The organism is Streptomyces sp. NPDC033131 (genome assembly GCF_055578365.1).
This window is the reverse complement of record NZ_JBVIPA010000001.1, coordinates 59,510-71,316: the sequence shown is the minus strand read 5'-3', so window position 1 is coordinate 71,316 and position 11,807 is coordinate 59,510. Positions and strand designations below refer to the sequence as shown.

Sequence of the window (11,807 nt, the reverse complement as noted above, 5' to 3'; positions counted from 1 at the left end):
CTTCGCGGATCAAACCTTGCGAATCAAGGGCCACACCCGCGTCCCACACGCGGAGGCCTCTCAAGCTGCTGCCGCCCGCGGCACACCGGATTTTCGAGGTTTGCATGAAGCTTCGCCGTGCCATGGCCGCAGCGGCCGCGACGGCCGTCATAGCCCCGCTCGCCCTGCTCTCCGCGCCCGCCGCGTTCGCGACGGACGGGACTCCGGACACGTCGACGAGCAGCCCCGCGGCCGAGGAGACCACGCCCTCCGCCAACGCGAGCACCCCGGCCGCGGACACCAGCACGCCCGCCGCGGACACCAGCACTCCTGCCGCGGACCAGAGCACGCCGGCCGCCGACTCCAGCACGCCCGCCGCGGACACCAGCACCCCGGCCGGCGACGCGAGCTCCCCGGCCGCCTCCGCCTCCGCCTCCATCTCCGCTTCCCCGAGCGCGAGCGCGCCCGAGGACGAGGACCCGGAGCTCTGCGTCGACGAGGACGGCAACAGCACCGCCGAGCTCAGCGACGACGTGACCAGTGGCCTGTCCGGGCTCCCCGAGACGATCGTCGCCGGCAGCGGCTGGACCGGGTTCGCGTTCAACGTCTCCAACCACGGCGACGACGAGATCAAGGACATCAAGCCGCTCATCGGCGTCGCCGCGATCGGCTGGGACGACGCGGCGGACTACTCCGGCCAGATCAAGGTCCAGGTCTTCAACACGGCCACCCACTCGTGGGACACGATCGCGGACGCCGCGGGCGAGGGTGGCACGTTCCCCTCGTTCTCGCTCGGCGCCGGCCAGTCGATCTCGTACAAGCTGCGCCTCAGCGTGAGCGGCAAGGTGCCGGACTCCCTCGGTCTGACCGGCGGCCTCGCCGAGTACGCGGACGACGAGGGCTGCTGGGTCGCCGACGACCCGAACGGCTGGGTCTACTTCTTCGACATCCTCGCCGCCGGCTCCGACGCCGGTGACCCGAACGACGCCAAGCCGCAGGGCGGCAAGACGGACCTCACGGACGTGAACGAGGTCTCCGCCACCGGCACCCTGGCCGAGACGGGTTCGAGCTCGGCGCTGCCGATGATCGGCCTCGTCGGTGGCGTCGCGGTCGTCGCCGGTGCCGGTGCGGTGTTCGTGGTGCGGCGCCGGAAGTCCGGTGCACAGGCGTAGAGCCCGACAGGCCGAGTAAGGCCCGGTAAGGCTGCAAGAACAGAGAAGGACCTGCGCTCGGAGGGGGGTGCAGGTCCTTCTCTTTTGTGTACGGCCCTTTTTGTGTACGGCCTCTTTTGTGTACGGCGGTCCGCTCGGGGCTACTTCTTCGGCGGCACCGCCGGTATCCCCAGGAACGGCAGCTTCAGCGCGCCGAAGGCGTCCGCCGGGACCGCCGGGGACTTCGGCTCGACCGGCTTGAGGCGTTCGTACGTGGCGCCCTGTGCCGGACGCGGGTCCGCCTCGCCCTTGTTGGGCCAGTACGACATGGCGCGCTCGGCCTGGGCGGTGATGGTGAGGGAGGGGTTCACTCCCAGGTTCGCGGAGACCGCGGCGCCGTCGACGACCGAGATGCCGGGGTGGCCGTAGAGGCGGTGGTACGGGTCGATGACGCCGGTGTCGCGGGAGGAGCCGATCGGGCAGCCGCCCAGGAAGTGGGCGGTGAGCGGGGTGCCCATCAGTTCGCCGACGTTGGAGCCGGCGAAGCCGTTGATCTCGGCCGCGATGGCCGACGCGCCCTCCGAGGCCGCCTTGATCTGCTTGGGATTGGGGGACCCGTGACCCTGGCGGGCCGTCAGCAGGCCCTTGCCCACGCCGTCCGGTTTCAGGTACGTCGTCAGGGAGTTGTCCAGCGACTGCATCACCAGGCCGATGATGGTCTTCTCCGACCAGCGGCGGTTGGAGAGGGAGCGCAGGACCAGGCCGGGGTGGCGGGCCGCGTTGCGCAGCCAGGCCAGGGCGCGGGAGGAGCCCTCGGCATACGGGACCTGGAGGATCGACAGGCTCCCCATCGAGTTGGAGCCCTTGCCGTAGCGGACCGGCTCGATGTGGGTGCTGGCGTCCGGGTGGATGGACGAGGTGATGGCCACCCCGCGGGTGAAGTCGACCTTGTGCTCGCCGGTGATCTTGCGGTAGCGGCGGTCGCTGGTCTGCGCGCCGACCAGCGCCTCGGAGTTGGTGCGGGTCAGCTCGCCCAGCCTGTCCGACACGTAGGGCAGTTGGCCGCCCGTCTTCATCCGGTGCAGGAGGGTCTGGGTGCCGTAGGTGCCGGCCGCGAGGACCACCCGGCGGGCCTTGAAGGTCCGGCCCCCGCGCTTCTTCCGGTCGGTCGGCAGCGTGGCCACCGCGTAGCCGCCCTGCGAGTCGTCCGTGACCGAGACGACCGTCGTCAGCGGGTGCACGACGGCGCCCGCCTTCTCGGCGAGGTACAGGTAGTTCTCGTTGAGGGTGTTCTTGGCGCCGTGCCGGCAGCCGGTCATGCACTCCCCGCACTCGTTGCAGGCCTTGCGGGCCGGGCCCACGCCGCCGAAGTAGGGGTCGTCCACCTCCTCACCGGGTTTGGCCTTCGAGGCGCCGTCGGCGTCCTCGCCGTCCCCGAAGAACACGCCGACCGGCGCCATGTGGAAGCTGTCCCCGACGCCCATCCGCTCGGCGGCCGCCTTGAGGTGCACGTCGGACGGGGTCGTCGTCGGGTTGAGCCGTACGCCGAGCATGCGCCGCGCCTGGTCGTAGTACGGCGCCAGCTCCTCCTGCCAGTCGGTGATGTCACGCCACTGCGCGTCCTCGAAGAACGGCTTCGGCGGTACGTAGAGGGTGTTGGCGTAGTTGAGGGAGCCGCCGCCGACGCCCGCGCCGGCCAGGACCATGACGTTGCCCAGCAGGTGGATGCGCTGGAGGCCGTACATGCCGAGTTTCGGGGCCCAGAGGTAGTTCTTCAGGTCCCAGGAGTTCCTGGGGAGGGTTTCGCGTGTGAAGCGGCGGCCGGCCTCCAGGACGCCTACGCGGTAGCCCTTCTCCGTCAGACGGAGAGCGGTGACCGAACCGCCGAAGCCTGATCCGACGACGATGACGTCGTAGTCGTAGGTGTCCTGGGGCACGGGTGCTCCTCGTTGAGTTTCGCGTGCAGGTAATTCGTGGCCGGTCGCGCAGTTCCCCGCGCCCCTGGAGGTCCTTACCGGAACCGGAATGCCTTCATGAGCCGGAGACTCCTGCTCATGAACTGGGCGTACGCCTCGTCGGTCATCCCCAGCGAGGGGCCCATCGGCAGCAGGCGCTGCTGGGCGACGGTCTGGGCCTCGGTGTACTTGAGGATGCCCTCGGAGCCGTGGCGGCGGCCGAGGCCGGATTCCTTCATGCCGCCCATCGGGGACTGCACGCTGCCGTAGGCGGGGGCGTAGCCCTCATTGACGTTCACCGTGCCGGTGCGCAGCCGGGCGGCGACCTCGCGGCCGCGCCGGCCGTCCTTCGTCCAGACGGAGGAATTGAGGCCGTACGGCGTGGCGTTGGCCTGCTCGACCGCCTCGTCCTCGGATGCGAATCGGTAGATCGAGACGACCGGGCCGAAGGTCTCCTCGCCGCACACGGACATCGGCGCCTCGACGTCGTCGAGGATGGTCGGCTCGAAGAAGTACGGGCCGATGTCCGGGCGGGCCGTCCCGCCGGCGACGACCTTCGCGCCCTTGGCGACGGCCTCCTCGACGTGCCGGGTGACGGTCTCCAGCTGCCGCTCACCGACCAGGGAGCCCATGTCGGCGCCGTACGCGAGGGACGTGCCGAGGCGCATCGCCTTCGTGCGGGCGGCGAAACGCTCGAGGAAGGCGTCGGCGATGGACTCATGGACGTACAACCGCTCGATGGAGATGCAGAGTTGGCCGGCCGAGGAGAAGCAGGCGCGGACGGCACCCGCGGCCGCCTTCTCGATGTCGGCGTCCTCCAGGACCAGCATCGCGTTCTTGCCGCCGAGTTCGAGGGAGACACCGATCAGGCGGGCGGCGGCGCCCTGGGCGACCTCGCGGCCGGTGCGCGTGGAGCCGGTGAAGGAGACGTAGTCGGCGTGCTTGACGACCTCGGGGCCTATGACCGGGCCCTCGCCGAGGACGACCTGGAAGACGTCGGCGGGCAGACCGGCCTCGACGAGGAGGTCGCGGGCCCAGAGCGCGGTGAGGCAGGTCTCCGTGTCCGGCTTCATCACGACCGCGTTGCCCGCGACGAAGGCGGGGAGCGCGTCGCCGACGGAGAGTTCGAGGGGGTAGTTCCAGGGGGCGATCTGGCCGACGACACCGCGCGGGTGGCGCAGTTCGGTGACCTTGGTGAGGGCCGGGACGGCGCCCGCGTGCCGCTTGGGCTTCAGATACGCGGTGGCCCTGCGACCGTAGTGCCGGGCCGCGACGGCCACGGCCTGCACCTCTTCGTGGGCGTGCAGGCGGGCCTTGCCGGTCTCCAGCTGGATCAGGTCGAGGACCTCGGCCTGGCGTTCGAGGATCAGGTCGTGGAAACGCAGGAGCACGGCGGCGCGCTGCCGTACCGGCGTCTGCTCCCAGACCGACTGTGCCCTACGGGCGGCGTCGAAGGCCTTCTGTACGTCCTCGGGCGTCGACTCGGGCAGGTCCGCCAGCTTCTCACCGGTGAACGGCGTGTGGTTCGCGGTCCGACCGGATCCGGCCACGCCCTTGGTGAGCTGGGCGACCAGCTCCGGGGTGACCACGTCGGCCGCGGTGCGGGCGCCCTCGGGGGCGGGGGCGATGGGGTTCGTGCCGGTCTTGGCCGGGGCCTGCGCGTCCGTCATGAGCCGCAGGGTATGACGTGGGGAAGGCTTTGTGTACCCGGCGGTAATAGTGATTCACCGAGTGCTGACACGGTGCCAGTGGCCGCTGGCAGGGAATGCGCTGATCAGGGCGTTGGCCAGTGGTGACCGCCGGGAGTTCAGTCGCTTGCGTCACTTCCGATCTCGAGGCGGCCACGGGCCGCCTTGAACACCGCCGTGCCCTTCTTCTCGTCCGGCGTCCCCTTGGGCATGTCGACGCGCAGCTCGTACATGCGGCTGTCGTCGGTGCGGATCACCAACTGCATGACCCGGGTGGGGCGACCGTCCCGGTCGTACGTGGTGTCCACGAGCGCCGCCTCGTGGCCGTGGAAGCTGGTGCGGGTCTTCTGCGTGCTCGCGTCCGCGTCGCGGCTGCCCCAGGTGTCCTGCGCCGCCTGCGCCTGGGCCATCGGGGAGCGGGGGGCCTCGCCCCACTGGGTGAGGCGGACCTGGACGGTGTCGTCGAGGTCGTAGACGACGAAGCGGGAAGGGTCCTCGGCGCCGCCGTCGCGGGCGGTTTCCTGGTAGGCGACGGGGAGGGCGAGGGTGGCGTTCATGGCCGGCTCGGGGTGTGTCGTCCAGGAGGCGGTGGGGGCGGAAGTGGGGGTGGTTGTGGGCGCGGGGGCGCGAGTGGGGGTCAGTTCCGTGGCGGAACCGCTGTCGGTCTCGGTGAGGTAGGTGGAGGTGCCCAGCCATATGCCGCCGACGAGGAGCGTGGTGAGGAGCGCGGCGGGGAGGGGGAAGCGGGGGCGGCGCTTCGGCTTCGGGGTGGCGGCGGTTACGGGTTCGGAGGCGGGGGCTGGTGCGGGGGCTGTGGCTGGTGCGGGGCCGGGTTCGGGGGTCGGCTCCGGCGTCCTTACGGCCTCCCCCAGCCGTACCGTCCCGGCGTCCTCCGCCAACTCCCTGAGCCCAGAGGCGTCCTGCTTCTCCGCCTCCGGCTCCTCCTCTGAGGGGCCCGGCACCGGCCACCCCTTCGCCACCGCTTCCAGCGCCGCGGCGACCTCCGCCGCGTCCGGACGCCGCTCGGGGTCCTTGTCCAGCAGCCGCACGATGAGTGGCCCGAGCGGACCGGCCTGCTTGGGCTCCGGCGTGTCGGAGGCGAGGATCGCGGCGAGGGTGGACTCCAGAGTCGTACGGCGGAACGGTGACCAGCCCTCTACGGCGGCGTACAGCAGCACACCGAGCGACCACAGGTCGGAGGCGGGGCCGGCGGGGCCGTCCCGGCCGGACATCCGCTCGGGTGCGATGAACTCCAGCGAGCCGATGAACTCGCCGCTGACGGTGAGGGACTCCTCGCCCTGTACGTGGGCGATGCCGAAGTCGGTGAGGACGACGCGGGAGTGCGGGCCGAGCAGGACGTTGGCCGGCTTGACGTCCCGGTGCACGATGCCGACGGAGTGCGCGGCGCGCAGGGCGCCGAGGACGGCGAGGCCGATGCGGGCGGACTCGGCGGTTTCGACGGGCCCGCGCTGAAGCACTTCGTGGAGGGACTCGCCGCGGACCAACTCCATGACGATCCAGGGCAGTCCGTCCTCCTCCTCCGCGACGACGTCATGGATGGTGACGGCGGAGGGGTGGTCGACGCGGGCGGCGGCGCGGGCCTCGCGGTAGAGCCGGTGGGCGGCCCGCTGATGACTCTCGTCCTCGGGATCCCCGGGCAGCCGCGGCTGCTTGACGGCGACCTCCCGCCCGACCAATTCGTCGACGGCCCGCCACACGGTGCCCATCCCACCGGACCCGATCCGCTCGACCAGCCGGTAACGCCCCCCGACTATCCGGCCCTTGCCGCCTCCGGAGTCACCGTCGTTGCTCATGCCCCATGAGTACCGTGCGGGGTGGCCGCTTGTCGACGCGGCTCAGTCCTGCTCGGCGACCGGCATCACGCGAACGAGGAGTGCGTACGCCCCGCGCCGGTCACCGTCCGACGATTCGAGCCGTCGGCTCGCATCGGTTCACAGCTTGTCGACGTCGAGGTTCGCGATCGCCGTCCTCGCCACCTCGCGCCCCCGCTCCGTGAAGTCCCCCCTGCCCGGATAGCCGATGGAGAGCTTGTACATGTCGCCGGCGGAGGTCTTGTAGTAGAACATCCGCAGCTCGCGCGGACGCGGGTTCTCGGTGTCGTCAGTGGTGTAGACGACGGTGTTCTCCGCGGCCTTCCTGCCCTGGTACGTCGTGTTCTCGGGCTGGGTCTTCAGCTTCTCGGCGGGCATGTTGAGCTCGTAGCTGCCGCTCTGCCTGAACACGCCGTCGTCGTCGTACATCTCGGCGGCCGCGGAGCCCGCGATCTCACTGCCGGTGTCCTCGGCCTTCTTGGCGAGCGACAGGCTGATCCAGATGGCCCCGCTCGCATCGGTGTACGTCACCCAGTGACTCTCGTCGGACTCCCGGTCGGGCACGGACACCTTGTAGGTGTCGGGCACCGCCAGGGTCGCGGCGACGTCCTTCACCGGCACCGTCTTCCAGCCGTCCGGCAACGGTCCCGCGAAGGGGTCCGCGATCACCAGATACGCCGCCACCGCCGCCGCCACGACAGCGGCACCGAGGCCTGTCAGGGTCTTGCGACCGAGCCGGACGCCGCCGGGGGCGGGAGCGCCGGTGATCTGGACGACCTGCGTCGGGGCCGGAGCCGGAGGGTTGGCGGTGCGCTCCAGCAGGTCACGGACCTGGGCGGCGTTCGGGCGGCGGGCCGGGTCCTTCTGGAGCAGCCCGTTGATGGCCTCGGCGAGCGGGCCCTGCGCCGAGGCGGGCGGCGCGGGAGCCGCGTTGAGGACGGACTGGAGGGTCGCCGGGGTGTTGCTGCGGCGGAACGGGGACACACCCTCCGTCGCCGCGTACAGGACCACGCCGAGGGACCACAGGTCGCTGGCCGGGCCGGGGCGTTGGCCCAGCACCCGCTCCGGCGCGATGTACTCGGGCGAGCCGACGAACCCGCCGGTGTCGGTCAGGTTGGTCTCGCCCTCGATCTGGGCGATCCCGAAGTCGGTGAGGACGACCCGGTCGTGCCGGCCGAGCATGACGTTGTCCGGCTTGACGTCACGGTGCAGGATGCCCGCCGCGTGCGCTGCCTCCAGCGCGCCCAGCACCTCCAGGCCGATTCTCGCCGCATCCCGGGCCCCGAGGGTGCCCTCCTGCAGCGCGTCGCCCAGCGAACGGCCCCGCACCAGCTCCATCACGATCCACGGCTGGCCGTCCACGACCGCCACGTCGTGCACGTTCACCACGGCGGGGTGGTCGAGCCGGGCCGCCGCGCGCGCCTCCCTGCGCATGCGTTCAAAGGCGTTGGCACGTTCGCGGTCGGGAAGGTGATCCGGTACGCGGGGCTCCTTGACGGCGACCTCGCGGTCCACCGTCTCGTCCTTGGCCCGCCACACCGTACCCATGCCACCGTGCCCGAGCTTGGCGAGCAGCCGGTAGCGGCCGGCGATCAGCCGACCGGTGCCGGGGTCCTGGGCAGGCTGCGGCTCGGGCTGGGGCGCGGTCTGCGGAGGGGTCCGCGGCGGGGCGGCCTGCGGCGGCACGACCTGGGTGGGCGCCGCGTACGGGTTGTCGGGGTGCGGCACCGCCGCGTGCGGGTTCGGCGGTTGCAGACCGAAACTCGTTGGCTCTTCGGATCCGTAAGGGGCTCCCCCGTTGCTGCTCATGGGTCCATCAATATCGCGCCAAGCGCTTCCGCTTCCACCTCTGGCGCTTTCCGGTCACAGACCCGTGACTCAGGTTGCCGCTTATCTGCCCTTTATTCGCGGTTCGTGGGGGCGGAGGTGGGGGCGGAGGTGGGGGCGGAGGCGGAGGTGGAGAGGCCGGCGGAAGGGCTGGACGAGGGGGGCGTACTCGACGTCCCCGACGCACCCGGCGTACTCGGCGCACCCGGCGTACTCGGCGTACTCGACCTACCGCCAGAGGGCGGCGCCGAACTTGTCGGCACCGGCACCACACCCCCGCCGCCCTCGCGGTCCATCAGCAGGGCCGCCGCCGACACGCCCGCCCCCGCCATCGCGGTGACCAACAGCGCGGCGACCAGCACGCTGCGCGGGGAGTACGCGTGGCGCTCCCCCGTGCCGAATCGTTTCGTCGTGCGGCCCGTCTCCAGGAAGTCGAGCAGCATCCGCTCCGCCTCCCCCGCGTCGAGCCGCCGCCCGGGATCGCGTTCGAGCAGGCCCTGGACGACGGGCAGGATCGGCGCGGCCTGCGCGGGCGGCCGTATCTCCGCGGAGACGACCGCGTGCAGGATGCCGCCCAACGAGTCGCGCCGGAACGGCGATTCGCCGCTCAGCGCGGTGCACAGCAGCGCGCCCAGCGACCAGAGGTCGGAGGCGGGCCCGGTCACCGCCCCGGACATCCGCTCGGGCGCGGTGTACTCGGGCGAGCCCACGAAGGCCCCGCTCTCGGTGAGCGTGGAGGCGCCGGCGACCTGAGCGACGCCGAAGTCGGTGAGAACGACACGTCCGGGGCCGACGCGGTCGAAACCGTCGTGGTCGGTGCCGTTGGTGTTCGGGGTGCCGTTGCCCTGGCCGGTGCCGTTGCCCTGGCGGGTGCTGTCGGGGTGGCCGGTGCTCTTGGGGCCGTTGGTGATGCTCAGGCCGTTCCCGCCGGCGCCGTTCTCCTCCAGCAGGACATTCGCCGGCTTGATGTCACGGTGCAGGACCCCTGCCGCGTGCGCCGCCCGCAGCGCGCCCAACAGGGCGATGCCGATCCGGGCGGCCTCGACGGCGTCAATCGGGCCGCGTTCCGCTATCCGGTCGGCCAGCGAGCCTCCGTGGATCAACTCCATGACGATGTAGGGGCGTTCACCGTCCTCGACCACGTCGTGGACGACGATGATGTGCGGATGACTCAGCTGGGCGACCGCACGCGCCTCGCGCAGGGTGCGTTCGCGCTGCCGACGGGCCTCGTCCGCGGAGAGCGTGTCGTCCAGGGGAAGTTCCTTGACCGCCACCTGCCGTCCGAGGAGTTGGTCGGTCGCCCGCCAGACGACCCCCATGCCACCGCGCCCGAGCCGCTCCTCGAGCCGGTAACGACCCGCGATCACACGGACGTTGTCCCCCTCGGTCCCCATGCGCCTCATGATGCCGCACCGGACGGACCCCCTCCGGGTCGGCGACCGGCCATTCCCGGGGGCGCGTGTCAGCCGGTCCCCGGCTGCCACCCCTGCAGTACCGCAGTGAACTGCTTGCGCGTCTTCGCCCAACTCTCGATCGGCGACGACATGTAGATGGCGTACTCGACGCCGTCCCGAGCGCGGTACGTCTCCTCGATGGCGCGGCGCGGACCGGGGGACGGCGGCGCGTCCTTGGCCTGCGCGGTCCACGTGTACTCCCACAGGGAGCCGTCCCGGTCGCGGTAGACGTTCTTCTCCAGCCTCACCCGGTCGTAGTCGACCAGCCGTCGAAGCTGCTCCTCCAGGTCGAGCTGGTGGGCGTACGGGTCGCCGAAGTCCGGTGATTCGTCGACGGCGATGCGGACGAAGTGCTCGCCGCCGTCGGGTGAGTAGTCGATCTGGTCGATGCCGCCCTCGCTGCTGTAGACCGACCGCTTCCAGCCCTTGGGCAACGAGAGGCTGAAGCCCGCGGGGTCGGCGACGGAGACCCAGGTGTCCGAAACGGAGCCCCCCGGAGTCGGCGCACCCGTGCGGCTCGGCAAGGCGGAGGCGGTGACGTCGGCCGCCTGCCGCCGCCCTTCGTCCCATTCCTGCACCCACACCGCCGTACTTCCGCCGATGATCGCGGCGAGGGCGACGACAAGGGCGAGGGTGCGCAGCCGACGACGCCCGGACGGCGCCGCCGGCGCGGCGACGGCGGCAGGGTTCGCCGGTCCGCCGACGGGCGTCACACTGGTCGCCCCTGTCACAGGGGGATATGGCGTCCCGGTGACCGGCGTGCCCACCCCACTGCGCGCGCCACTGTGCGCCTGACCGTGCGCACCACTGTGCCCCCCACGATGGGCCCCACCTTGCGCACCACCGTGGACACCGCCTCGCGGACCACGGTGCGTCCCGCCGTGCCCCCCGACGCCCGTCCCCGTGTGGGGCCCCGTTCCGGCCCCGGTGTGGGGCCCCGTCCCGTACTGGGACCCGGACTCGACCCCCACGTGCTGCGTCGGCACGTACGCCTGCGCGGCGCTCGGCCGCCGGCCCTCCGCCGCCTCGGCGAGCATCTGCTCGGCCTCGGCCATGTCGGGCCGCAGTGCGGGGTCCTTGTGCAGCAGGGCGGCGATGACCGGCCCGAGCGGGCCGGAGTAACGCGGGTCGAGGGGCTCCTCCTCGACCACGGCCTGCATGGTGGTCAGCGGCGTGGTGCGGCGGAACGGCGATCTGCCCTCGACCGCCGTGTACAGCGTGGCGCCGAGCGCCCACAAGTCGGAGGAGGCACCCGGGTCGTGGCCGCGGATCCGCTCGGGGGCGAGGTAGTCGACCGAGCCGACGATCTCGCCGGTACGAGTGATGGCGGTGTCGCCCTCCACCTGCGCGATGCCGAAGTCGGTGAGCAGGACACGGCCGTCGCGGCCGAGCAGGACGTTGCCGGGCTTCACGTCACGGTGCAGGACCCCGGCGGCGTGCGCGGCGCGCAGCGCGCGCAGCACCCACAGGCCGATGCGGGCGGCCTCCGTCGGCTCCACCCGCCCCTGTTCCTTGACCGCGTCGGCCAGCGAGTGGCCCTCGACCAGCTCCATAACGATCCACGGCCGGCCGTCGTGGTCGAGCACGTCGTGCACGGTGACGACCGCGGAGTGGTTGATCCGGGCGGCCGCGCGCGCCTCCGCCCGGGTGCGGGCGAGAAGGACCGTCCGGTCGCTCTCGGAGACGTAGAGCGCGGCGGTGAGCTCCTTGATCGCGACGGCCCGATGCAACACCTCGTCGTGGGCGCGCCAGACCCGGCCCATGCCGCCCCTGCCGATCGGCTCGGCGAGCCGGTAGCGCCCCGCGACGAGCTGGCCCTGCATCTGATTCACGTTGCCCCGCAATGCTCTTGACAGGGTCAGACTAAGGACCCGCCGGTGCCGAAAGGAACCAGGGGCGCACCAAGGAGACCGCACTGTGA

The 11,807-nt window shown here is 71.7% G+C and carries 7 protein-coding genes; 1 reads left to right on the top strand and 6 read right to left on the bottom strand.

Translation table 11 applies throughout. From position 1 onward, the window contains the following. Window positions 1-104: 104 nt before the first annotated feature. A complete protein-coding gene (locus ACZ5XS_RS00295; RefSeq protein WP_468646888.1) occupies window positions 105-1,151 on the top strand; it encodes an LAETG motif-containing sortase-dependent surface protein in 1,047 nt (348 codons plus the stop codon). A gap of 140 nt (window positions 1,152-1,291) precedes the next feature. Here ACZ5XS_RS00295 and ACZ5XS_RS00290 read toward each other — a convergent pair whose 3' ends face one another. The 6 genes from ACZ5XS_RS00290 to ACZ5XS_RS00265 all read right to left on the bottom strand — a co-directional run bounded on the left by ACZ5XS_RS00290 (window position 1,292) and on the right by ACZ5XS_RS00265 (window position 11,709). Continuing rightward, entirely contained in the window at window positions 1,292-3,067 is a 1,776-nt protein-coding gene (locus tag ACZ5XS_RS00290; RefSeq protein WP_468646886.1) for a GMC family oxidoreductase N-terminal domain-containing protein, read from the bottom strand. Window positions 3,068-3,141: 74 nt separating this feature from the next. Next, window positions 3,142-4,755, bottom strand: a complete 1,614-nt coding sequence (locus ACZ5XS_RS00285; RefSeq protein WP_468646884.1) for a succinic semialdehyde dehydrogenase — start codon at window positions 4,753-4,755, stop codon at window positions 3,142-3,144. 137 nt (window positions 4,756-4,892) lie between these two features. Beyond that, window positions 4,893-6,587: a serine/threonine-protein kinase gene (locus tag ACZ5XS_RS00280; RefSeq protein ID WP_468646882.1), complete on the bottom strand. Its 1,695-nt coding sequence runs from the start codon at window positions 6,585-6,587 to the stop codon at window positions 4,893-4,895. 138 nt (window positions 6,588-6,725) lie between these two features. Further along, a complete protein-coding gene (locus ACZ5XS_RS00275; protein WP_468646880.1) occupies window positions 6,726-8,414 on the bottom strand; it encodes a serine/threonine-protein kinase in 1,689 nt (562 codons plus the stop codon). A 92-nt stretch (window positions 8,415-8,506) separates the two neighbouring features. Further along, window positions 8,507-9,826 (bottom strand): serine/threonine-protein kinase, encoded by a 1,320-nt coding sequence (locus ACZ5XS_RS00270; RefSeq protein ID WP_468646878.1) that lies wholly within the window; start codon window positions 9,824-9,826, stop codon window positions 8,507-8,509. A gap of 68 nt (window positions 9,827-9,894) precedes the next feature. After that, window positions 9,895-11,709: a serine/threonine-protein kinase gene (locus tag ACZ5XS_RS00265; RefSeq protein WP_468646876.1), complete on the bottom strand. Its 1,815-nt coding sequence runs from the start codon at window positions 11,707-11,709 to the stop codon at window positions 9,895-9,897. Window positions 11,710-11,807 lie beyond the last annotated feature (98 nt).

Bases quoted from the DNA above. Each gene is read 5' to 3' on its own strand.
- ACZ5XS_RS00295 (WP_468646888.1), top strand. From the start codon at position 105: ATGAAGCTTCGCCGTGCCATGGCCGCAGCGGCCGCGACGGCCGTCATA.
- ACZ5XS_RS00285 (WP_468646884.1), bottom strand. From the start codon at position 4,755: ATGACGGACGCGCAGGCCCCGGCCAAGACCGGCACGAACCCCATCGCC.
- ACZ5XS_RS00280 (WP_468646882.1), bottom strand. From the start codon at position 6,587: ATGAGCAACGACGGTGACTCCGGAGGCGGCAAGGGCCGGATAGTCGGG.
- ACZ5XS_RS00275 (WP_468646880.1), bottom strand. From the start codon at position 8,414: ATGAGCAGCAACGGGGGAGCCCCTTACGGATCCGAAGAGCCAACGAGT.
- ACZ5XS_RS00270 (WP_468646878.1), bottom strand. From the start codon at position 9,826: ATGGGGACCGAGGGGGACAACGTCCGTGTGATCGCGGGTCGTTACCGG.
- ACZ5XS_RS00265 (WP_468646876.1), bottom strand. From the start codon at position 11,709: ATGCAGGGCCAGCTCGTCGCGGGGCGCTACCGGCTCGCCGAGCCGATC.